Here is a 20,457-nt window from a genome sequence, read left to right on the forward strand (position 1 = left end):
CTCCCTAGGTTACATTTTGCCAGGTTGTTAGGCGGCCAAATCCTGAATCGGTGCCAACCCCCACTGTTCTCCCTGAATCACCGTGTGCGCCTGAAACGCCGGGAGCGGTTCTGGGTAATCCAAGCGGTAGTGACTCCCCCGGGATTCCTGCCGGTACAGGGCACTGCGAAGCAGAAGGTACGCCCCATCCAATAAATTGCGGGTTTCCGCCCACAGGCGCATCTGGGCAAAATCCGTCTCCACCGGCGGCAAAGCAGGTACTTGGGAGCGCCATTTCTGCACCTGGTGCAAAGCTAGGGTCAACCCCGCCGCTTCCCGGGCAATCCCCACCCGTTGCCCCATGAGTACGGGTAACTCCTTGCGTATCTGCGCCAACCCCGGCCAGTCCACCGGCTTTACCCACACCGGGACAATCCCCACCGGCGGCGAGGGGAGCAAACTGATCCCCTGCAACTGCGCCCCAAACACCAAACATTCCAACAGGGAATTGCTCGCCAACCGATTCGCCCCATGCACCCCCGTACTCGCCACTTCCCCAATCGCATACAGACCGGGCAGGCTGGTGCGTGCCTGTAAATCCGTCACCACCCCCCCCATCCAGTAATGGGCCGCCGGGGCCACCGGCACCAACTCCCGCAGGGGGTCAATCCCCCACTGGCGACAGGTGTGCAGAATGTTGGGAAACCGCCGCTCCACCCGGCTGGGTTCGATGGGACGCAGGTCGAGCCAGACATGGGACTGGTGATGCTGTTGTAATTCCTGAAAAATCGCCCGGCTGACCACATACCGGGGAGCCAGTTCCCCGTCCGGGTGGTAGTGGTACATAAACCGCTCCCCCCGCTGGTTCAACAGATGCGCCCCCTCCCCCCGCACCGCCTCGGAAATTAACAAAGCTGGTGCCCCGGTCACCGCCAGCGCCGTCGGGTGAAACTGAACAAACTCCACATCCCGCAGGGTCGCCCCCGCCCGCCACGCCATCGCCACCCCGTCCCCCGTACTGGCTGGGGGATTGGTCGTCGGGTGAAACAACTGCCCGCCCCCCCCCGTTGCCAACACCACCGCCCCCGCCCGCCAGGTATGCAGTTGCCCCTGATGCCACACCCGCACCCCGTGACAATGCCCTTCCTGCACCCACAGGTCAAACACCAGGGTTTGGTCAAGCACCTGGATATGGGGTTGCCGGAGCACCTGATCCGCCAAGGTACTCACCAACTCCCGCCCCGTCCGGTCCGCGGCGTGCAAAATCCGGGGGCGAGAATGAGCCGCCTCCAGGGTCAACGCCAACCCCTCCCCGTAGCGGTCAAAAGCCACCCCCAAGTCCACCAGCCGTTGGATGCACGCCCCCCCCTGGGAGACCAAAAAATGCACCGCCTGGGGGTCACACAACCCCGCCCCCGCCCGCAGGGTATCCTCCCAATGCAAAGCGCAGGAATCCTCCGGATCCGTCACAGCGGCAATGCCCCCCTGCGCCCACCCACTGGCGGAACCCTCCACCGGGTCCTTGGTGAGCAAACCCACCCGCAGGTCTTTTGGGAGAGACAGGGCACCGTACAGCCCAGCGGCTCCCCCCCCGACCACCAACACATCAAAATCCGGGGGCGTAGGGGTCATCATCTCAGGAACCGCAGGCAATGAAAGAACCGTTGCCCTATCCTAGCGATAAATCCCGTTGTTGATCCGGTCCAGCACTAGGGAAGCCTCCGGCTCCGTCAAGGTGAAATCCTCCAGGTGGGATTGGAGAATTTCCTTTTGTTGGGGCGTTAAACCGGGAATCTTCAACACATCCTCCACCTTTTCGTAAGGGGCATTCGCCACCACCAACTTGGCAATGGTCGGGTACATCCCCCGATATTTGCGAAAGGCACTCACATTCGTATTATTCAGGTCAATTTTTTTCCCAAAGGGGGAAGCCAACTTCGCATCCACCTGGTTCAACCCGGAACGCTCCGTCTTTGCCATTGCCCACACCGGCTGGCTCAGCCCCAACCAGAGCGCCACCGCCACCCCGAACCAGCACAACCCTCGCCACAGACCTTTCATAACCCGCAACCTCCCAAAACACAGCGTGAAGAATTGAATCAATTTATTTCCATCTTAGGATGACCAGGGATGCACTTTAGCCGGAAAACCTGGGCAGTACCAATCCTTGTCGTTGGCAGTAACTTTGCACCGTATTGAGCAGTAACTGCGCCACGGTCATCGCCCCCACCCCCCCCGGCACCGGGGTTAACCAGCCCGCCACCGCCTTGACCCCCGCAAAATCCACATCCCCCACCAGCCCCGTTGGGGTGCGATTGATTCCCACATCCACCACCACCGCCCCCGGTTTAACCATCGCCGGGGTAATGAACCCCACCCGCCCCACCGCACTGATGAGAATATCCGCCTGCCGGGTCAACGCCGCCACATTCGGGGTACGGGAATGGGCAAAGGTCACCGTCGCATCGGCGGCTAACAGCAACAAACCCAAGGGTTTCCCCACCAGGATACTGCGCCCCAGCACCACCGCCTGTTTGCCCGCCAGGGGAATTTGGTAATGCCCCAGCAACCGCATCACCCCCGCAGGTGTACAACTTTGCAGACCCGGTTCCCCCCGGAGCAATTTCCCCAAATTCACCGGATGCAAGCCATCCACATCTTTGTCTGGATGAATGGTATGTAATAACTCTGTACTATCCAAGTGGTCTGGCAGGGGCAACTGCACCAAAATTCCATCCACCCGCTCGTCCTGGTTGAACTGGTGAATGAGTTGGGTTAACTCCTTTTGGCTGGTGCTGGCGGGAAATTGTCCCCCGAAGCTGGCGATCCCCACCTGGGCACAGGATTTTTGCTTTTGCCCCACATAGGCGGCACTGGCGGGATTCTCCCCCACCCAAATCACCGCCAACCCCGGCGGACGACCCACCTTTGGCGTTACCCCAGCGAGCCAATCCCGCAATTCTGCCTTCAGCCGTTGCGCCAGGGCTTTACCGTCGAGGATTTGGGCGGTCATAGGTTTGGGGAGGGGTGGGGACGATTGTGGGGCAATGGGTTCGTTAATTTGTTCATTAAGATGGCAGATAAATGACCCAATTCGGAGGCGGCGGGCACGATCATGACCAATCCCACGGATGCACAACAACTACTGCAACAATACCAGCAGGGGGAGCGCAATTTCGCCGGGGTGGAATTGTGTAATGCGGATTTGACCGGGGCTTGGCTCTCCGGGGTCAACCTCCAAGGGGCGGTGCTCAGCGGGGCGGTCTTGGTGGGTGCCAACCTGAGCGGTCAACTCCAGGGTGCCAGTCTGACGGGGGCACTGCTCAACCGTGCCAATTTGAGCGGCGTGGATTTGCGGGGGGCTTCCCTCATTGGTGCCAATTTACAGGGGGTGAATCTCAGCGGTGCCAATTTACAGGGAGCCAATTTACAGGGAGCCAACCTCACCTTTGCCAATCTCCGGGAAGCCAATTTGACGGATGCGAATTTGAACTCTGCTAATTTAGCCGGGGCGAACCTGAAACAGGCGAATTTACGGGGTGCCGACCTCAATAAAGCCCGCATGGTCAGTGCCGATTTTAGCCAAGCCACCATGCCCGATGGCACCGTTCAGGCGTAGGATAGGGAAAACCAGCATCCCACCTATGGCTTACAAAGCAATGATTTTAGCCGCCGGGAAAGGCACCCGGGTACGCCCAATTACCTACACCATTCCCAAGCCCATGATTCCGATTTTGGAACGCCCGGTGATGGAATTTTTAGTGGATTTATTGCGGCGGCATGGCATCACCCAAATCATGGTGAATGTGAGTCATTTGGCACATCAAATTGAAAATTATTTCCGGGATGGGCAACGGTTTGGGGTACAGATTGCCTATTCCTTTGAGGGGCGGATTGTTGAGGGGGAATTGATCGGCGAAGCCCTGGGTTCCGCCGGGGGGATGAAACGGATTCAAGAATTTAATCCCTTTTTTGATGACACCTTTGTCGTGCTGTGTGGGGATGCGTTGATTGATTTAGATTTAACAGCGGCAATTCGTTGGCACCATCACCGGCAATCCCTGGCGACGATTATTACCAAATCCGTACCCCTAGAGGTAGTTTCCAATTATGGGGTGGTGGTCACGGATGAACATTATCGCATTCGTTCCTTCCAGGAAAAACCCCGCCAGGAGGAAGCCCTCAGTACGCAAATCAATACGGGAATTTATATTTTTGAGCCGGAAATTTTTGAGTATATCCCCAGTGGAGAAGTATATGATTTGGGCAGTCAATTATTTCCCCGCCTGGTGGAATTAGGCGTACCTTTTTATGCCCTACCGATGCAATTTGAATGGATTGATATTGGGCAAGTCCCAGACTATTGGCGCACCGTCCAGATGGTTTTGCAAGGGCAAGTTCCCCATGTACCGATTCCGGGGCAACAAATTCGTCCGGGCATTTATACGGGGTTGAATGTCGCCGCCGATTGGACAAAAATTCATGTGCAACCCCCGGTTTACATTGGGGGGATGACCCGCATTGAACCCGGTGTGACCATTATTGGTCCAGCCATGATTGGTCCCAATTGCCGTTTGGGGCAAAATTCCTGTGTGGAACGCAGTATTATTTTTGAATATTCTCGCCTGGGAAACGGGGTGCATTTGAAGGATAAACTGGTATTTGGGCGGTATTGTGTGGACAAAAGCGGGGCAACCATTGATTTACAAAAAGCGGCTTTGGATTGGCTGATTACCGATGCTCGTTGCGAAGTACCGCCGGGGGTGGGGACAGGAACGCATTTATAGCAATCCCAAATGAGAATAGAATAGGGGTCGCAGGGGCACCGCCCCCGTATTTGGTTCTGAAAACTTTTTGTTTATAAATCAAGTAGGATTGGTATATAGCAATCCCAAATGAGAATGGAATAGGGGTCGCAGGGGCACCGCCCCCGTACTTGGTTCTGGAAACTTCTTGTTTATAAATCAAGTAGGATTGGTATATAGCAATCCCAAATGAGAATGGAATAGGGGTCGCAGGGGCACCGCCCCCGTACTTGGTTCTGGAAACTTTTTGTTTATAAATCAAGTGGAATTGCTATAAAATAAGTTCATCTAAAATCAATCCTGAATTTCTAAAGGAAATCATCACTTGAGGTGCGGTCATGCTCACTCCGGGGAAACAACTCAATCAACATTTAACGGCGGTCATTCGCACTTTTTTAAGCCAGCCAGAGTGGCATCCCAGTGAACCCTTGATTGTCCCCGCCAGCCATCCGCAATTTGGGGATTTTCAGTCCAATATAGCTCTGACTTTAGCGAAAAAACTCAACCAAAAACCCCGGGATTTAGCCGCCCAATTACTCCAAAATGTTCACCTAGAAGAACTGTGTGAACCGCCCACGATTGCGGGACCAGGATTTATGAATTTCACCCTGAAACCCACCTACATCCAATCCTGGTTGACCCAACAGATTCAAGACCCCCGGTGCGGTGTACCCCTGGTGGATGAACCGGAAACGATTATTGTGGATTTTTCCAGCCCCAATATTGCCAAAGAAATGCACGTAGGACATCTGCGTTCCACGATTATTGGAGATTGCCTCGCCCGGTTATTTGAATTTCAAGGACATCGGGTGTTGCGTCTCAATCATGTGGGGGATTGGGGCACCCAATTTGGGATGTTGATTGCCTACCTACGGGAAGCCTACCCGGAATTTTTTACCCAAAACCAGGAGATTGATTTAGGGGATTTGGTGAGTTTTTATCGGCAGGCAAAACAACGCTTTGATGGGGATGAAACTTTTCAGGAACAGGCTCGCCAGATTGTGGTCAAATTGCAAGCCGGTGACCCGGAATTGCTCAGTGCTTGGCGATTTTTGTGTGATCTATCCCGCCGGGAGTTTCAGCAGATTTATGACCTTTTAGATGTGCAATTAACCGAGCGGGGGGAATCGTTTTATAATCCGTTTTTACCGGAAATTGTCCAGGAGTTAAAAGAAAAAAATTTAGCGGTTTTAGACCAGGGGGCATGGTGTGTCTTTTTGGAGGGGTTTGTGAATACGGATGGCAGTCCTTTGCCGTTAATTATTCAAAAATCGGATGGGGGTTACAACTACGCCACGACGGATTTAGCCGCCCTGCGTTACCGGGTGCAACAGGACGGGGCACAGCGGATTATTTACGTGACGGATGTGGGGCAAAGTCAGCATTTTGCTCAGGTGTTTCAGGTGGCGAAAAAAGCGGGTTGGGTAACCGAAAAGGTGCAATGTATTCATGTGCCGTTTGGATTAGTTTTAGGGGAAGATGGCAAAAAATTTCGCACTCGCTCTGGGGAAACGGTGCGCTTAAAAGATTTACTAGAAGAAGCGATCCGCAGGGCAGAACAGGATATGCAAGCCCGTTTACAGGCGGAACAACGGCAGGAATCCCCGGAATTTATGCACAATTTGGCACGGGTGATCGGCATTAGTGCGGTGAAGTATGCGGATTTGAGCCAAAATCGCTTGAGTAATTACAGTTTTAGCTACGATAAAATGCTGGCGTTACAGGGGAATACGGCACCCTATTTGCTCTATGCCTATGTGCGGGTGCAGGGGATTGCCCGCAAGGGAGCGATTGATTTTGAGCAATTTGTCCCGGAATTTGTTTTATCTACCCAACCCGAATTCATGTTAGCCAAACATTTGATGCAATTTCCCGATGGCGTGGAACAACTCGGGCAGGATTTATTCCCCAATCGCCTGAGCAATTATTTATTTGAACTCAGCCAAAAATTCAATCAATTCTACGACCAATGCCCGATTTTATCCGCCCCTGACCCGGAACGCACCTCCCGCTTGGGGTTAGCCCATCTGACCGCCAAGGTGTTGAAATTGGGTTTATCCTTATTAGGGATTCCGGTGGTGGAACGGATGTGAGGGGAACCTTTGGGGCATGGGAACGACAAGGACAAAAACGGAGGTGACGCAGATGAAACGGCACAATTACTTACTTTGGGGCATCGGTTTGGGTTTGGGGATCGGACTCATCCTGACCCCGGCGGCGTTTGCCCAGACAGCTAATCCAGCCAATGTGGAAACCCTACTGCAAAGAGCGGTGGAGCGGGGACAGCGGGGGGATTTTGAGGCGGCGATTTTTGAATTAAATCAGGCAATTAAATTAGCCCCCAATAATGCTACAGCCTTTACTTTGCGGGGGGTGGCGTACACCAATTTGGGCAATGCCAAACAGGCGTTGGAGGACTTTACCAAAGCGATTCAATTGGCACCCAAATCGGCGGCTTCCTATGGCTATCGGGGCATTGTGCGGCGGCAATTGCAGGATTTACCAGGGGCGCTGGCGGATGTGAATGAGGCGATTAAATTAGAGGGCAAAAATCCGGGTCTTTATTCCTTCCGGGGGGCCCTCCATGCGGACAGCGGCGACCGAGCCAAGGCGATCAGTGATTTTCAACAGGCGGCGAAATTATTCAGCGAACGGGGGGACACGGAAGGGGTGAAGGAAATGCAGGAATTTATTGCCATTTTGGAAAAACAACCCGCCACACCCACGCCTGCTCCCCAAAAACCCGCTACCCAAGCGGCTCCCCTCAAGCCCACCCAACCCAAGTAGGCCGTGCCCGCCCGGGAACCTTGGCCAGGGCTGGTGCTGTACCACCTGTTCAAGTGGCCGGTGGTGGCTCCCACCTTTTGGTGGTATCTGCGGGGGCGGGTGGAGGGATTCGAGTATGTGCCCCGGCGGGGGGCTTTTGTGGCCGTATGTAATCACGCCAGCGATTTTGACCCCCCCCTCGTCTCCTGCGCCCTGGGTCGTCCGGTAGCCTACATGGCCAAGGCGGAACTTTTTCAGGTGCCAGTGCTGGCGACCCTCATTCGTTGGTACGGGGCGTTTCCTGTCCAGCGGGGCACTTCCGACCGACAGGCGATCCAGGCGGCCTTGACCGCTCTGCGCCAGGGCTGGGCAACGGGCATTTTTTTATCCGGCACCCGCACCCCCGATGGCCGGGTCACGGAACCCAAATTGGGAGCAGCCCTGATTGCGGCCAAAGCCCAGGTTCCCCTCCTGCCGGTGATGCTCTGGGGCACCCAACACATTCGCCCCCCCGGTTGCCGTTGGCCCCGCTCCACCCCCGTCACCATCCGCATTGCCCCCCCGGTGGCTCCCCCAGCCGATACCCAGCGGGAACACCTCACCCAAGTCACCTGGGACTGTTGCCGGATTTTGAACCAACTGCACGACCAGGGACGTTAATCCTGCCGCCGGTTCTGCCACCAATTCCGGGCCCCCGTGACCAACGCCCCCAGCATCAACAGCCCAATCGCCGGTTGCCACAGGGGTTGCCAGAGCCACAGCCAGCCCTGCCACAGCCCCGGCCAGGTGTCCCGGCTCAACAGAGCCACCCCAAACCCGGCAAACCCCACCAATACCAGGAAAAAATTCAGCATCAGCAGGGTATTCAGCCACCCCTGGGAACGCTCAAGCATCCCCGGACACCCCCTGGGACTTCTGCCGGTCGAGCTTGAAGACCATCACCCCCAAGGGCGGCAAACACAAATCCAGAGAACAGGGTCGCCCGTGATAGCCCCATTCATCCGTCCATTTGCCCCCCAAATTCCCCATATTAGAGCCGCCAAATTCCCGGGCATCGCTGTTAAATAACTCCCGATAAAAACCCGGTTCCGGCACCCCAATCCGGTAGTGGGCGTGGGGTTGGGGCGTGAAATTGCACACCACAATTAAATAATTGCTCCGGTCTTTGTCGTAGCGAATATAGGACACCACACTATGGCGATTGTCCGCACAATCAATCCACTCAAATCCATCCAAGGTGAAATCCTGCGTGTAAAGTGCCGGCTCCTGGCGGTATAAATGGATTAAACTCGTGAGATAGTGCTTCAAGGTTTGATGGCGTTCATACTGGAGCAAATGCCACTCCAAATCCCCCCACACATTCCATTCCTGCCACTGCCCAAACTCCATGCCCATAAATAGGGTTTTCTTCCCCGGATGGGTGAACATATAGGCAAATAAAGCCCGCATATTGGCAAATTTTTGCCACTCATCCCCCGGCATTTTGGACAACAAACTGGCCTTGCCATGCACTACCTCATCGTGGGAAAGGGCCAGCATAAAATTCTCGCTAAACGCATACCAAATGCCAAAGGTGATATTGTTTTGGTGGAATTGACGAAACCAGGGGTCCATGCGGAAATAATCCAGGGTATCGTGCATCCAACCCATGTTCCATTTCAGATTAAAACCCAATCCCCCCACATAGGTCGGCCAGGACACCATCGGCCAAGCCGTAGATTCTTCGGCAATGGATAAAATGCCAGGGAAATAACTAAAAATCACGTGGTTTACCTGGCGCAAAAAATCCACCGCTTCAATGTGTTCCCTGCCCCCATATTGATTGGTGACCCATTCCCCTTCCCGGCGACCGTAGTCCAAATAAATCATCGAAGCCACCGCATCCACCCGAATCCCATCAATGTGGTATTTATCAAACCAAAATAGGGCATTGGCGACCAGGAAATTTCGCACCTCCGGGCGGCCATAATCAAAGACCAAGGTGCCCCATTCCTTGTGTTCGCCCTTGCGGGGGTCGCTGTATTCGTAGAGGTGCGTCCCATCAAAAAAGGCCAACCCATGCCCATCTTTCGGGAAGTGCCCCGGCACCCAATCCACAATCACCCCAATGCCATTTTGGTGACATTGATCCACAAAATACATGAAATCCTGGGGAGAACCATAACGGGATGTCGCCGCATAATAACTCACCACCTGATAGCCCCAGGAACCATCAAAAGGATAGTCCGCCACCGGCAGTAATTCCACATGGGTAAAACCCATTGCTTTCACATAGGGAATCAGTTCATGGGCCAATTCCCGATAGGTCAAATAACGGGCACCTGGGTTCCATTCAGAAACAGCCACAGGCTCGGTTTGATCCGGTGTCGGTGTATCAAACGCCCGGTGTAACCAGGAACCCAAATGCACCTCATAAACCGCAATCGGTTGGGTCAAGGCATCCTGGTGCCGCCGCTGTTCCAACCAGTCCTGATCCCCCCAGGTGTAGCGGTCTAAATCCGTGACAATGGAAGCGGTTTTCGGGCGGACTTCCTGCCGGAAACTAAAGGGGTCGGATTTTTCGTAAATATGCCCTTCCCAATTTTTGATTTCGTATTTATAAGCCGTGCCTTCATGCAACTCCGGGATGAACAATTCCCAAATGCCCGTATGGCCTTTCCGCATCTGGTGGAGCCGCCCATCCCAACCATTAAAATCCCCAATCACGGAAACGTTGCGAGCATTGGGTGCCCAGACCGCAAAATACACCCCACTCACCCCATCCATGACCGTCAGATGGCTCCCCAACTTTTCATAAATCCGGTGATGATTGCCCTCCCCAAATAGGTGCAGGTCAAAATCCGTCAATTTCGGGGTTTTGAAACAGTAGGGGTCATAGAAAACCCGCTCCCGTTCCCCCTCCTTCACCCGGAGTTGGTAATTGGGCAAATCCGCCATTGGCAACAAACATTCAAACAGATGGGGGTCCTGCTTGGGGGTCATGGGAAATTCCTGCCGCAGGGTCGGGCAAACCACCCAAGCCGCCTCCGCATGGGGCAGATAGGCCCGGATATGCCATTGGGTCTGCCCGTCGCACTCCACCGGATGGGGGCCGAGCACCGCAAAGGGGTCATGGTGCTGGTTGCGGACCAACAAATCCACTTGCTCTTGACTCAGAAGTAGGGTCATGTAAAAGCCAACGCCTCAAAATCGGGTTTAAATCCATAGAAACTTGGGAAATGCTACCAAATCCCCGCCCTTTCAGGGTACCGGAACTGTTCCCCTGGTGATCCGTCTGGGGGAGTAGGGGTGATCCACCGCCCCCAGGGCAAGGGCATCCTGCCTTTAGAATAGGGTCAGCGGTGCCACAGTTGACGATCAAAACCGTTGGAGGTCTGAAATTTATGTGGAGTACACACCATTTACGGGGTGGGTTGGTCGGTTTGGCTTTGTTGGTCGGGACAGCGAGTTTTGCCCCTGGGGCACAGGCCAACCCCAAAAAACTGAGTTTTTACTGCGGCACCAGCCAAGGTTCCCCGGCGACTTTGGCCAAATCCGGCAGTCGGGTCGTGCCGATCATCCGTTGGAGTTCCGATGCCTTTAGCGACAGCGGCTTTTCCCCCGAACGCCGGTGCCAAGAGGTGTCCAAACGCTTCCAAACCTACTACGACGATGGCAGTTTGAGTTTCATTACCACCGGGCGGATGAACGGCCAGAACGTGGTCTGTGTGGCCCGGAGCCATGGGGGTCCCTGCGCGGGGTTACTCTTTACCCTCAAACCTGGCGCCAACCCCACCCAAGCCATCAACCAGTTGTTCAACATCCGCACCCGTGCCTCCGGCCCGCTCAACGAAACCACCGCCCGTCCCTACATTGACTTCGAGGAATTTCTCACCGGCGACGACACCCCCGAACCCACCCCGTAACCCTTGAAATTTTCCATCCGCTGGCTGGGACTGTTGGGGGTCGCCCTCCTGGCAGGTCTCGGGCTGTGGGAATGGTACCTGGCCCGTCCCCGTCGCCCAGCCGTACCCCAGTTGTCAGAAGCCCTGCTCAACCGCCTCGCCCGTAGCGTCACCGTCAAGGTACTGGTGGGACAAAATTGGGGTTCCGGGGTATTAGTCGCTCGGCAAGGGCAAACCTACACCCTGGTCACCAATCACCATGTCCTGGAGGGGGACAGCCGGGCCACCACCTACCAAGTGCGTACCCCCGATGGCCGCCTGCACCCCGTCCAAACCCCCGCCCGCATTGCCCCCAACGGAGCGGATGTGGCCGCCCTGCGCTTCACCAGCGACCAGCCCTATCCCGTCCTCTGTAGCCAACCCCAACTACCGGCGGTGGGTGACCCGGTATTTGCCGCAGGGTTCCCCTTTCCCACCGAGGGACAAGCCGACCCTGGTTTGGTCTTTACCACGGGACAGGTACAGCTGATTTTGCCCCAATCCCTGGAGGGCGGCTACCGGCTGGGCTACACCAACCCGATTGAGAAAGGCATGAGCGGCGGCCCGGTTTTGAATCGCCATGGCCGTTTGGTGGGCTTGAATGGGGTACACCAAAACCCCCTCTGGGGCGACCCCTACCGTTACGCCAGCGGTGCGGTGCCCCCCCCGGAACTGCGCGCGCAACTGGGGGATTACAGTTGGGCCATCCCCGTCCTGCAGGTGTGGCAAGGCTTGGGAATGACCGCTCCCCCCTGCCCAGAAACGCCATGACCCCCCCCCGTTCACGGTAAAATAAGGTGCCACGTCTGTTGTGTTGTTGAGGTTGGTTATGGGGTATCGTGCATTACTCGCTGTATTGCTCATGTGCTGTCTGACTCTGGTTACTGCCTGTGCCCCAGCCGTGGGCACCACCGCCGAAGGGCTGACCTATGACCAGATCAAGAGTCTCTCCTACGACCAGGTGAAGGGAACGGGTTTAGCCAACAAATGTCCCCAGCTCAGTGATTTCGCCCGAGGCTCCCTCAGCCTCAACCCGGAGCAAAAGTATCGGATCACCGATTTGTGTTTGGAACCCACCAGTTATTTCGTTAAGGAAGAACCGGTCAATAAACGTCAGGAAGCCACCTTTGTCCCCGCCAAACTCCTGACCCGCGCCACCTCCTCGATTGATGCGGTGGAGGCGGATTTGGAAGTTGCCCCGGATGGGGTGCTGACCCTGAAGGAAAAAGATGGCATTGATTTCCAAGCCATCACTGTGCAGTTGCCCGGGGGGGAGCGGGTGCCCTTCCTGTTCACCATCAAGGAATTGGTGGCGAAAACCCCACCCGGCCCAACGGTGATCAACACCTCCACGGATTTTTCCGGTACCTTCCAGGTACCCTCCTACCGCTCGGCCCTGTTTCTGGACCCCAAGGGACGGGGGTTAGCCACGGGCTATGACAATGCGGTGGCTTTGCCTGCCCAAGCGGACGATGCCCGGTTGGGGGGTGCCAATGTCAAGACCGTAGAAATCGAGGCAGGCCATTTATCCCTCCAGGTCGCCCAGGTGGACGGCAGTACGGGGGAAATCGCTGGCACCTTTGAGAGTGAACAACCCTCGGATACGGATTTGGGTGCCCGGGAACCCCTGGATGTGAAAATTCGGGGCATCTTCTACGCCCGGGTACGCCCCGCCGCCTGACCCCGGCTACCCCTTCTCGGTGACAATACGGTTGCCAACCGGGAGGGGGCTTGCTATGTTTAGATTTGGTAATTAATCGGTCATGGCTCCTGTTCCATCCTCCCCCAAACCTATGCCTCTGATGGTCAATCCGCCTTCGGAACGCCGTGATGGTCAGGTGAATGACCTCAAACACCAGTCCCTTGCCTGGTTAAAATCCTATCGAGCCACGGGTGATATTGAGTTGCGGAACCGTCTGGTTCAGTCCAATTTAGGGTTGGTACGGCAGGAAGCCCATCGTTGCCACCACTGCTCTGGGGAGCCTTTTGAGGACTTGATGCAGGTGGGGACTTTGGGGCTGATTCAGGCGATTGAGCGGTTTGATCTGGAGCGGGGGGTGGCCTTCAGTAGTTTTGCCCTGCCCTATGTGCGGGGTGCCATGCAACACTACCTGCGGGATCAATCCCCTACCGTGCGTTTACCCCGGCGGTGGCAGGAATTGTACCAACGGGCGACCCAGTGGATCAGCCAGTGGCGGCAGACCCAGGGGCGGGAACCCACCACCCAGGAATTGGCCGCCGGGTTAGGGATTTCGGTACAGGAATGCCAGGAAGCCCAGCTGGCGTGGCAAAACCAGTCCCTGGTCAGTTTGGATATGTGCGTGGGGGATGAGGAAGGCCGTCCCCTGTCCCTGGGCGAGCAGATTTGTGACCCAGAGTACCGCAGTTTCCAACTGGCGCAGGAAGACCGCCTGCATCTGGAACAGTGTTTACTGCGTTTGGAAAGCCGCACCCGGGAAATTTTGGAGTTTGTGTTTCTCCACGAATTTACCCAAAAAGAGGTGGCGGATTCCCTGAAAGTCAGCGTGGTGACCGTTTCCCGGCACCTGAAAAAAGGGCTGAAACGACTCCAGGAATTATTAACAGAAGCAGGGTGACTGACCCGGATAGCTGGGTTTTGGCGGTGGATTTAGGCGGCACTCGCCTCCGTATGGCTGTGGTGACCCCTAGCGGAGAGTTTCTTTACCAGGAACAACACCCCACCCCCAAGACCCGCCCGGACATTTTGGCGCAGATGTGGGCATTGCTTGACCGGGCTAAGGACTGGGCAACGGCGCAGGGCAAAGGGTTAAGGGGAATTGGCATCAGCACCGGCGGCCGGGTGGACTTTGAACGGGGGGAAGTGGTGGATGCGACCGCCCTCCTCCCGGATTGGCGCAGGGTACCCCTACGGGATTTGACCGTGCGGCACCTAGGTCTGCCCACCTGGGTGGATAACGATGGCAACTGCGCCGCCCTGGGGGAATTGTGGTTTGGAGCGGGGCGGGATTGTCGGCATTTTCTCAGCGTGGTGGTGGGCACGGGCATCGGCGGGGGGGTGGTCCTCGACCGGCAAGTGCTCCGGGGTGTCGCTGGCATCGCCGGAGAACTGGGGCATATCAGCGTGGATTACCAAGGGCCGGTATGCACCTGCGGCAACTGGGGTTGTGTGGAACTGTTTGCTTCCGGGTCAGGCTTGGCGAATTTGGCGCAAACCCTCTGGGAAGCGGGTGTATTACAATTTACGCATAAAACCATTACATCAGCAACGGACATTACCGCCCGGGAGGTGGGGGAAGCGGCTCGGTTGGGGAATCCGGTGGCGCAGGATTTGATCCAGCGGGCGGGGCGGATTTTGGGCACGGCGTTGACCAGTCTGCTCCACACCCTCAACCCGGAGCGGGTGATTGTGGGCGGCACGGTTTTAGACCTGGGGGAGGACTACTGGCAACCCCTGGTCAGCACGGTGAGGTCACGGGCGATGGCTCCGGTGCCCCTGGTGCGTTCCCCCTTGCGGGAAGCGGGGTTACTGGGAGCGGCGGCGTTGGTGTGGCAAAACGGTGTATCTGCGGGCATCCAACCGCCCCAATGATCATAAAAAGAGGTACAAAAAAAGCTGCACCCTAAGGATGCAGCCGACGGCTCGGATGGTTGACTTAGGCTTCCCCAAACACTTCCAGATCGTCCGGGTCCACAAAGTGGCAAATGGCATCATCAATACAGATGACCGCCCAGCCAGCGGCATTGATATTCACCAGGGTATAGGGGGCTTCATCCACGAAAAACCCCTTGTGATTGCGGGTTCCGGGCTTGACTTGCACAGCTTTTCCTTGCATGGGGCACCTCCAGGAAATAAAAATAAATCGGTTGAATGTGAGTCCAAGATTAGCATTGTCAATGAAAATCTGGGAATAAAGTTTTCCAAAAAAATCTGACGGATTATCACAGCCCACCCGCCGGTTGTAACGAGATTGCAAGGAATACATGAAATTCCCAGCATTTATACCTAAATAAAATCCCGATTTTTGTCCCAATCCCCGGCTGATCCCGGAAATTTTGTCATATTTTTTAATAAACGCTCTCAGGATTCTTTCACCCACACGGTTTTGAGGTTGACAAATTCCAGCAGTCCCCATTCCCCCAATTCCCGCCCGTAGCCGGACTGTTTGATGCCGCCGAAGGGGAGGCGGGGGTCGGAGCGCACCATGCCGTTGATAAACACCGAGCCGCTGGCCAGTTCGGTCACCAGCCGTTGTTGTTCCTGGGGGTCACGGGTCCAGGCGCTGGCTCCCAATCCGAAGGGGCAGTCGTTCGCCACTTGAATCGCCTGATCTAAATCGGCAACCTCATAAATCAGACCGACGGGGCCAAAAAATTCGATATGGCGGGCACTGGGGGGCAGGTGGGTGAGCAGGGTGGGGGGGTAGCAATTGCCCTGGCCCGGTGGGATTTGACCACCGCAGAGGAGTTGGGCACCCTGGTGGAGCATCTCGGTCACCTGGCGATGCAGTTCGTCCCGGAGGGCGGGGGTGGCGAGGGGGCCGAGTTCGGTGGCGGGGTCCAGGGGGTCGCCGATTGTGAGGGCTTGGAACCGCTCGACCAATTGGGCGGTAAACGTCGGGGCAATGGCCGTATGGAGGATAAACCGTTTGGCGGCAATGCAGGACTGGCCGTTGTTTAACATACGAGCGGTTACTGCCGTGGTGACAGCGGTTTCCAGGTCGGCACTGGGGAGGACCAGGAAGGGGTCACTGCCCCCCAATTCCAGCACGGTTTTTTTCAACGCCCGCCCGGCGGCTGACGCAAAGGCCATCCCCGCCGCTTCGCTCCCCGTCAGGGTGGCGGCCTGGATGCGGGAATCGGCCAACAGGGGTGCGACCCGGTGTGCCTCGATCAGCAGGGTCTGCATCACCCCCGCAGGAAATCCGGCTTGGGTGACCAATTGTTCAATACCCAGGGCACTTTGGGGCACATTCGAGGCGTGTTTGAGCAAAAACCCATTCCCCGCCATCAGGGCCGGTGCCAGCGCACGAAACACCTGCCAAAAGGGAAAATTCCAGGGCATGACCGCCAGGATCACCCCCAGGGGTTCCCGACGCACCCAGGTTTGGGCCACCGTGCCATCGGGAAGCGTATCCAAGGGCCCAGCCTGATCCTGCAAGAATGCCGCCCCCTGCTCAGCGTAATACCGACAGACCCAGGCACTTTTGTCCACCTCCGCCAACGCCGCCCGGATGGGTTTGCCCATTTCCAGGGTCATGGTGCGGGCCCAGGTCTCCCGCTGTTGATGTAATAGGGTTGCCAAACGGTTTAACCCCGCCGCCCGCTGTGGGATTGACCATTGGCGATAGGTGGTAAAGCCCGTTGCCGCCAGACCGAGTTTTGCCTCTAGTTCCTCGTCGGTCAAGGGCGTAAAGGTTTGTAAAACGCTCCCGTCCCAGGGATTGATACTGGCAATGGCCATAGCGCCCCCATCTGTTATGGGTTTCACTATATCAGAGGGCGGAGAATCCAGGCTCCCAAACCACTGACCGCCGCCCCCACCAGGGTATTGATGCCATTCGCCCATTCGTTGGTCAACCAAGGCCATTGCCCCTGCCACGTGGCTCCCACCCAGCTTTCCACCAGGTTGGCGAGGAACGCCGCCCCCACGCAGATGGGAATTCCCATGAACGGTACCATGCCTACGCCATAGCCCACCAGGGTCAACCCCAGCCCCCCCCCCAACCCCGCTAGGGTACCTTCCAAGCTGACCGCCCCTTCCGTGCCAGGGGGAACCGCTTGGAGCGTCGTCAACAAAATCGTGCGGCGACCATAGGCTTTACCAATTTCGCTGGAGACGGTGTCAGTGAGTTTGGCGGCGAAACTGCCCACAAAGGCCATCTGTAAAGCGAATGTCCAGCTACTGTCCCCAAAAGCGACCCCCAGGGCACACAGGGCACCCACCGCCGCAGAACCCCAGACATTTTCCGGCCCCCGTGCCCCGCCCCGCTTCTCGGCAATGCCTTTGGTCGCTTTCACCTGGTAGCCCACTTTCGTCACCAGCGACCCCACCCCGAAGTACACCAGCACCACCAGATACCCCCGCCAGCCCAGCGTACCCCAGAGGATCACCCCCAAAATCCAGGCATGGACGGCTCCCCAACGGGTCAGGAGGGTCGGGGGCAGAAGGAACAAGGGGGTAATCAGCACCGTATTCACCAGCACCCCCATGCCCCAGGGGTGGGTGGCAACGGCCAGGAAAATCGCTGGCAATTCAGGGGACAAAGCCATACACAGTCACAGGTTGAGGCTGGGGAAATATTAACCTGGGAAAAACGATTCATTCTAGATTTGCTCCCCATTGTAGGCAAGAATGGCAGGGGAATTCCCATAGTCTAAGACTGAGTATTAACTCCTTAGAGGGATCAAGGCACTGGGGTCTGCTGGTCAAAGGTAAATTTAACCGTTATTTGGCTATAGGTTATAATTATGTTTTGAAAACGGAGACGTGTACATTTTATCAATGGAAATGAAATAGGCGTATGTTCAAATATAGCTCGTTGCTAATTGCAGTGTTCTGTGCGGGATGCCTATGGGTACCGGTGAACATTGCCGCTGAAACTGATTTTAATACATTTTGGAAAAAATTTAAAACTGCGGTGGTCAATAGTGATAAGGCCACAGTTGCGAACCTGACAAAATTTCCGCTTTCCATGCCCTTTGGAGTAAACAGCGTAAAAACGAAAGCTGAATTTGTGAAAGACTATGATAGAATTTTGAATATGGAAGCCAACGCCAAGAGATGTTTTCAAGCAACTAAACCGGAACAAGAGGGAAAGGGTTATGCCATTTACTGCACCTTCAAAACCCTGCCAGAATCCAGCAATAATCGTCCGATTAAATATTATTTTGAAAGGACAAAAATGGGTTGGAAATTTACGGGTTTAGACAATATCAACGAGTAGAAACGAGACACTTTTTAGCCATTCTTAACTTCTCTTACCCCTTTTGGAAAAGCATTTGGGAGTTGAGATACAGTCTTTTAAGTACTTATGGGATACAGTTGCAAGCCCACTTACCGTAGGGTAATCACCTAAGAAGCCGTGTAAAAAGAAATGTGAAAGCGAATGGGTCTGAGCGAGTACTTGATGGAGTGGATTCAGCAATACCCAGAAGTTAGGGAACGGCTGGGAACCGTCCTGTCCAGGGGGGTACCGGAGCCCCACAAAATCCAAGGCATTGGGGCGGGGTTTGTGCCGGAGGTCTTGCAGATCGACTTGATTGATGAAGTGATTCCGGTCGTTGGTTTTGATGAAAAGCAGTATTTTTCCGTAATTATCCTGAGCATGGCATATTTCATTAAACGTAATAGGTTGACTACTGTGAAAAAATTAGCTTTAACTGTCCATCAAAATCATCGAACTGATCCGACTGCTGGTGTGCCTGATCCGATTGAAAGCAGGACGAACCCTGACTTTTTAGGCATAGGATTCATTACAATGTCAAAGCAACCCTATGATTTCATTTCCGTAAGTATATATCTCAATTACAACGCTACAAGTGTTTAGAAGCGTATCTCGTTCAAAAGTTATGTTAAGCACTATCCGTAAAAGTATCTCCATGTAAGGATTTTATTACAGAAGTGGGAAAGGCTTTTTTTATATTTTATTTATTTTTCTTGTACCACAAAAATCAAATGATTTATGAGTAAAAATATGATTACAAACCCTTTGTAAACGCTATTTTGAGATAGATTTTCTTCCGAGTGATGTGAAATTGCCATGTGGTTTTGCATTTCTGGGTGAATAATTGTAGTTAATAACACATTTCAATTGAGCATCAGTGACGGTAATCCCTAAGCATTTGTAAATAAATTCTAAAAAGACAATTTTGGGGCAAGTGTCCGTAGGATCACCGTTTACAATTCCCTAAAAGTTCACCTAGCATAAATCTAGTCGAAAGCACTCTATTGGATAATAGTTTGTCCTTGAACATGAGGTGAGCAAAGTATGGAACCATTAGGCTTTATGGAAACAATCATGCGACGGGTTCAATTAAGTGCGGAGGATAAGGATTTGCTGGTTAAGGAAGCAGATTGGGGTAAAAATGTTGCCCCCCAAATGGCAGATATTTTTTACGATTATTTAGGGCGAGATGAGGAGATGAATGCCATTCTCAATGCCAAAGAAGGACGCATCCATCGCCTGAGAGAAACGTTTACTGAATGGTTTCATGAGATGTTTACGGGTATTGATGGCTGGAGCAAAGCCTATGCGGATTCCCGTTGGAAAATTGGTTTAGTACACGTGCGAATTGGTATTGGGCCTCAGCACGTTGTTCCGGCAATGGCAGTGGTGGTCACGGCGGTCAGGCAACAGTTACGTCGGGATCAGAAATCAGAAGCCCTGAGTGATGCCCTGAGCAAAATTTGCATGATTGATTTGGCCTTTATAGAGCAGGCCCATGCCCAGGTATTGTCAGAAGCCTTGTTCAAAGAAACGGGCTGGACACAAGCGCTGTTTCAACGCTTAATTGCGAAGGGAGCAGAGACGGTATAGCCGGGGTTTAGGTATTGATTAACTACTGATTCATGCTGTTTTTTTCGTTGAGGTTTTTCCTATGGCGATTAATGTAACCAAGTTGGAAATGACACTGCAAGAGTTTGTGGCCAATGTCGGCAATGTGCAAGGGGCGGCGATTGTCTCTCCCGATGGGTTGTCCCTAGCCAGCAGTTTGGCACCAGGGATGGATGATGAACGGGTGGCGGCCATGTCGGCGGCGATGTTGTCTCTGGGGGAACGCATCGGTCGGGAACTGAATCGTGGGGAAATTGAGCGAATTTTGGTGGAAGGACAAAAAGGTTACGGGATTCTCACCAGTTGCACTGAAGAATCGGTGTTTTTGGTGCTCACGGACCGCAATGCCAAGTTGGGGATTATCAATTTAGAAATTAAAAATGTGATCGAAGAACTCCGCAAACAACTGCTGGGATTGGCTCAACCTATTGGTCTTTAATAGGGGGC

Annotated in this window: 21 protein-coding genes and 1 pseudogene; 14 read left to right on the forward strand and 8 right to left on the reverse strand. The window is 54.6% G+C overall.

Annotated features, from left to right (window positions below):
* Positions 1 to 27: 27 nt before the first annotated feature.
* The 3 genes from nadB to folD form a co-directional block, all read right to left on the reverse strand.
* Positions 28 to 1,611: an L-aspartate oxidase gene (gene nadB / locus MLD66_RS07540; RefSeq protein WP_247219022.1), complete on the reverse strand. Its 1,584-nt coding sequence runs from the start codon at positions 1,609 to 1,611 to the stop codon at positions 28 to 30.
* A 42-nt stretch (positions 1,612 to 1,653) separates the two neighbouring features.
* Positions 1,654 to 2,040 (reverse strand): photosystem II complex extrinsic protein PsbU, encoded by a 387-nt coding sequence (psbU, locus tag MLD66_RS07545; RefSeq protein ID WP_247216568.1) that lies wholly within the window; start codon positions 2,038 to 2,040, stop codon positions 1,654 to 1,656.
* 76 nt (positions 2,041 to 2,116) lie between these two features.
* Complete coding sequence (gene folD / locus MLD66_RS07550; protein ID WP_247216570.1) at positions 2,117 to 2,992, reverse strand: bifunctional methylenetetrahydrofolate dehydrogenase/methenyltetrahydrofolate cyclohydrolase FolD; 876 nt, start codon at positions 2,990 to 2,992, stop codon at positions 2,117 to 2,119.
* 102 nt (positions 2,993 to 3,094) lie between these two features.
* Between folD and MLD66_RS07555 the strand changes: the two genes are divergently transcribed.
* From MLD66_RS07555 to MLD66_RS07575, 5 genes are all read left to right on the forward strand, one after another.
* Positions 3,095 to 3,598, forward strand: a complete 504-nt coding sequence (locus MLD66_RS07555; RefSeq protein ID WP_247216572.1) for a pentapeptide repeat-containing protein — start codon at positions 3,095 to 3,097, stop codon at positions 3,596 to 3,598.
* A 25-nt stretch (positions 3,599 to 3,623) separates the two neighbouring features.
* Positions 3,624 to 4,766, forward strand: coding sequence for an NDP-sugar synthase (locus tag MLD66_RS07560; RefSeq protein WP_247216574.1), 1,143 nt, complete (start codon positions 3,624 to 3,626; stop codon positions 4,764 to 4,766).
* A gap of 356 nt (positions 4,767 to 5,122) precedes the next feature.
* Positions 5,123 to 6,877, forward strand: coding sequence for an arginine--tRNA ligase (gene argS, locus MLD66_RS07565; RefSeq protein ID WP_247216576.1), 1,755 nt, complete (start codon positions 5,123 to 5,125; stop codon positions 6,875 to 6,877).
* 52 nt (positions 6,878 to 6,929) lie between these two features.
* The gene (locus tag MLD66_RS07570; protein WP_247216578.1) at positions 6,930 to 7,571 is read left to right on the forward strand and encodes a tetratricopeptide repeat protein; all 642 of its coding nucleotides are present in this window, start codon (positions 6,930 to 6,932) and stop codon (positions 7,569 to 7,571) included.
* Between the two features lie 3 nt (positions 7,572 to 7,574).
* On the forward strand, positions 7,575 to 8,210 hold the full coding sequence (locus tag MLD66_RS07575) for a lysophospholipid acyltransferase family protein (RefSeq protein ID WP_247216582.1): 636 nt from the start codon (positions 7,575 to 7,577) through the stop codon (positions 8,208 to 8,210).
* Here the strand turns inward: MLD66_RS07575 and MLD66_RS07580 are convergent.
* Positions 8,207 to 8,443: a hypothetical protein gene (locus tag MLD66_RS07580; protein ID WP_247216583.1), complete on the reverse strand. Its 237-nt coding sequence runs from the start codon at positions 8,441 to 8,443 to the stop codon at positions 8,207 to 8,209. The genes MLD66_RS07575 and MLD66_RS07580 overlap by 4 nt on opposite strands.
* Positions 8,436 to 10,718, reverse strand: coding sequence for a 1,4-alpha-glucan branching enzyme (gene glgB / locus MLD66_RS07585; RefSeq protein ID WP_247216591.1), 2,283 nt, complete (start codon positions 10,716 to 10,718; stop codon positions 8,436 to 8,438). Before glgB ends, MLD66_RS07580 begins: the two co-directional genes overlap by 8 nt.
* A 215-nt stretch (positions 10,719 to 10,933) precedes the next feature.
* Between glgB and MLD66_RS07590 the strand changes: the two genes are divergently transcribed.
* The 5 genes from MLD66_RS07590 to MLD66_RS07610 all read left to right on the forward strand — a co-directional run bounded on the left by MLD66_RS07590 (position 10,934) and on the right by MLD66_RS07610 (position 15,044).
* Complete coding sequence (locus MLD66_RS07590; protein ID WP_247216593.1) at positions 10,934 to 11,455, forward strand: COP23 domain-containing protein; 522 nt, start codon at positions 10,934 to 10,936, stop codon at positions 11,453 to 11,455.
* Positions 11,456 to 11,458: 3 nt separating this feature from the next.
* Positions 11,459 to 12,244, forward strand: coding sequence for a serine protease (locus MLD66_RS07595; protein ID WP_247216595.1), 786 nt, complete (start codon positions 11,459 to 11,461; stop codon positions 12,242 to 12,244).
* A 58-nt stretch (positions 12,245 to 12,302) separates the two neighbouring features.
* Complete coding sequence (locus MLD66_RS07600; RefSeq protein ID WP_247216597.1) at positions 12,303 to 13,154, forward strand: photosystem II manganese-stabilizing polypeptide; 852 nt, start codon at positions 12,303 to 12,305, stop codon at positions 13,152 to 13,154.
* 112 nt (positions 13,155 to 13,266) lie between these two features.
* On the forward strand, positions 13,267 to 14,070 hold the full coding sequence (locus tag MLD66_RS07605; protein WP_247216599.1) for a sigma-70 family RNA polymerase sigma factor: 804 nt from the start codon (positions 13,267 to 13,269) through the stop codon (positions 14,068 to 14,070).
* Positions 14,067 to 15,044, forward strand: a complete 978-nt coding sequence (locus MLD66_RS07610) for an ROK family protein (RefSeq protein ID WP_247216601.1) — start codon at positions 14,067 to 14,069, stop codon at positions 15,042 to 15,044. The genes MLD66_RS07605 and MLD66_RS07610 overlap by 4 nt, the downstream gene beginning before the upstream one ends.
* A 64-nt stretch (positions 15,045 to 15,108) precedes the next feature.
* Here MLD66_RS07610 and MLD66_RS07615 read toward each other — a convergent pair whose 3' ends face one another.
* The 3 genes from MLD66_RS07615 to MLD66_RS07625 form a co-directional block, all read right to left on the reverse strand.
* Positions 15,109 to 15,288, reverse strand: a complete 180-nt coding sequence (locus MLD66_RS07615) for a hypothetical protein (RefSeq protein ID WP_247216603.1) — start codon at positions 15,286 to 15,288, stop codon at positions 15,109 to 15,111.
* Between the two features lie 245 nt (positions 15,289 to 15,533).
* Entirely contained in the window at positions 15,534 to 16,916 is a 1,383-nt protein-coding gene (locus MLD66_RS07620) for an NAD-dependent succinate-semialdehyde dehydrogenase (protein WP_247216605.1), read from the reverse strand.
* Between the two features lie 26 nt (positions 16,917 to 16,942).
* A complete protein-coding gene (locus MLD66_RS07625; RefSeq protein ID WP_247216607.1) occupies positions 16,943 to 17,725 on the reverse strand; it encodes a TIGR00297 family protein in 783 nt (260 codons plus the stop codon).
* A gap of 311 nt (positions 17,726 to 18,036) precedes the next feature.
* Between MLD66_RS07625 and MLD66_RS07630 the strand changes: the two genes are divergently transcribed.
* From MLD66_RS07630 to MLD66_RS07645, 4 genes and pseudogenes are all read left to right on the forward strand, one after another.
* On the forward strand, positions 18,037 to 18,399 hold the full coding sequence (locus tag MLD66_RS07630) for a hypothetical protein (protein WP_247216609.1): 363 nt from the start codon (positions 18,037 to 18,039) through the stop codon (positions 18,397 to 18,399).
* 231 nt (positions 18,400 to 18,630) lie between these two features.
* Positions 18,631 to 18,735 (forward strand): annotated as a pseudogene (locus MLD66_RS07635) (cysteine synthase A); the annotation flags it as partial.
* Positions 18,736 to 19,473: 738 nt separating this feature from the next.
* Positions 19,474 to 19,992 carry a protoglobin domain-containing protein gene (locus MLD66_RS07640; RefSeq protein WP_247216611.1) on the forward strand — a complete coding sequence of 173 codons (519 nt, stop codon included), beginning with the start codon at positions 19,474 to 19,476 and terminating at the stop codon, positions 19,990 to 19,992.
* 61 nt (positions 19,993 to 20,053) lie between these two features.
* Complete coding sequence (locus MLD66_RS07645; protein ID WP_247216613.1) at positions 20,054 to 20,449, forward strand: roadblock/LC7 domain-containing protein; 396 nt, start codon at positions 20,054 to 20,056, stop codon at positions 20,447 to 20,449.
* The last annotated feature ends 8 nt before the right edge of the window (positions 20,450 to 20,457 follow it).

It is taken from the genome of Synechococcus sp. C9 (genome assembly GCF_022984075.1).
In the GTDB taxonomy this organism is placed as follows: Bacteria; Cyanobacteriota; Cyanobacteriia; order Gloeomargaritales; family Gloeomargaritaceae; genus Gloeomargarita.

What these genes read in the sequence shown, in the direction of transcription:
- nadB (WP_247219022.1), bottom strand. Translation starts at nt 1,611, where the DNA reads ATGACCCCTACGCCCCCGGATTTTGATGTGTTGGTGGTCGGGGGGGGA.
- psbU (WP_247216568.1), bottom strand. Translation starts at nt 2,040, where the DNA reads ATGAAAGGTCTGTGGCGAGGGTTGTGCTGGTTCGGGGTGGCGGTGGCG.
- folD (WP_247216570.1), bottom strand. Translation starts at nt 2,992, where the DNA reads ATGACCGCCCAAATCCTCGACGGTAAAGCCCTGGCGCAACGGCTGAAG.
- MLD66_RS07555 (WP_247216572.1), top strand. Translation starts at nt 3,095, where the DNA reads ATGACCAATCCCACGGATGCACAACAACTACTGCAACAATACCAGCAG.
- MLD66_RS07560 (WP_247216574.1), top strand. Translation starts at nt 3,624, where the DNA reads ATGGCTTACAAAGCAATGATTTTAGCCGCCGGGAAAGGCACCCGGGTA.
- argS (WP_247216576.1), top strand. Translation starts at nt 5,123, where the DNA reads ATGCTCACTCCGGGGAAACAACTCAATCAACATTTAACGGCGGTCATT.
- MLD66_RS07570 (WP_247216578.1), top strand. Translation starts at nt 6,930, where the DNA reads ATGAAACGGCACAATTACTTACTTTGGGGCATCGGTTTGGGTTTGGGG.
- MLD66_RS07580 (WP_247216583.1), bottom strand. Translation starts at nt 8,443, where the DNA reads ATGCTTGAGCGTTCCCAGGGGTGGCTGAATACCCTGCTGATGCTGAAT.
- glgB (WP_247216591.1), bottom strand. Translation starts at nt 10,718, where the DNA reads ATGACCCTACTTCTGAGTCAAGAGCAAGTGGATTTGTTGGTCCGCAAC.
- MLD66_RS07590 (WP_247216593.1), top strand. Translation starts at nt 10,934, where the DNA reads ATGTGGAGTACACACCATTTACGGGGTGGGTTGGTCGGTTTGGCTTTG.
- MLD66_RS07600 (WP_247216597.1), top strand. Translation starts at nt 12,303, where the DNA reads ATGGGGTATCGTGCATTACTCGCTGTATTGCTCATGTGCTGTCTGACT.
- MLD66_RS07605 (WP_247216599.1), top strand. Translation starts at nt 13,267, where the DNA reads ATGCCTCTGATGGTCAATCCGCCTTCGGAACGCCGTGATGGTCAGGTG.
- MLD66_RS07615 (WP_247216603.1), bottom strand. Translation starts at nt 15,288, where the DNA reads ATGCAAGGAAAAGCTGTGCAAGTCAAGCCCGGAACCCGCAATCACAAG.
- MLD66_RS07620 (WP_247216605.1), bottom strand. Translation starts at nt 16,916, where the DNA reads ATGGCCATTGCCAGTATCAATCCCTGGGACGGGAGCGTTTTACAAACC.
- MLD66_RS07625 (WP_247216607.1), bottom strand. Translation starts at nt 17,725, where the DNA reads ATGGCTTTGTCCCCTGAATTGCCAGCGATTTTCCTGGCCGTTGCCACC.
- MLD66_RS07640 (WP_247216611.1), top strand. Translation starts at nt 19,474, where the DNA reads ATGCGACGGGTTCAATTAAGTGCGGAGGATAAGGATTTGCTGGTTAAG.
- MLD66_RS07645 (WP_247216613.1), top strand. Translation starts at nt 20,054, where the DNA reads ATGGCGATTAATGTAACCAAGTTGGAAATGACACTGCAAGAGTTTGTG.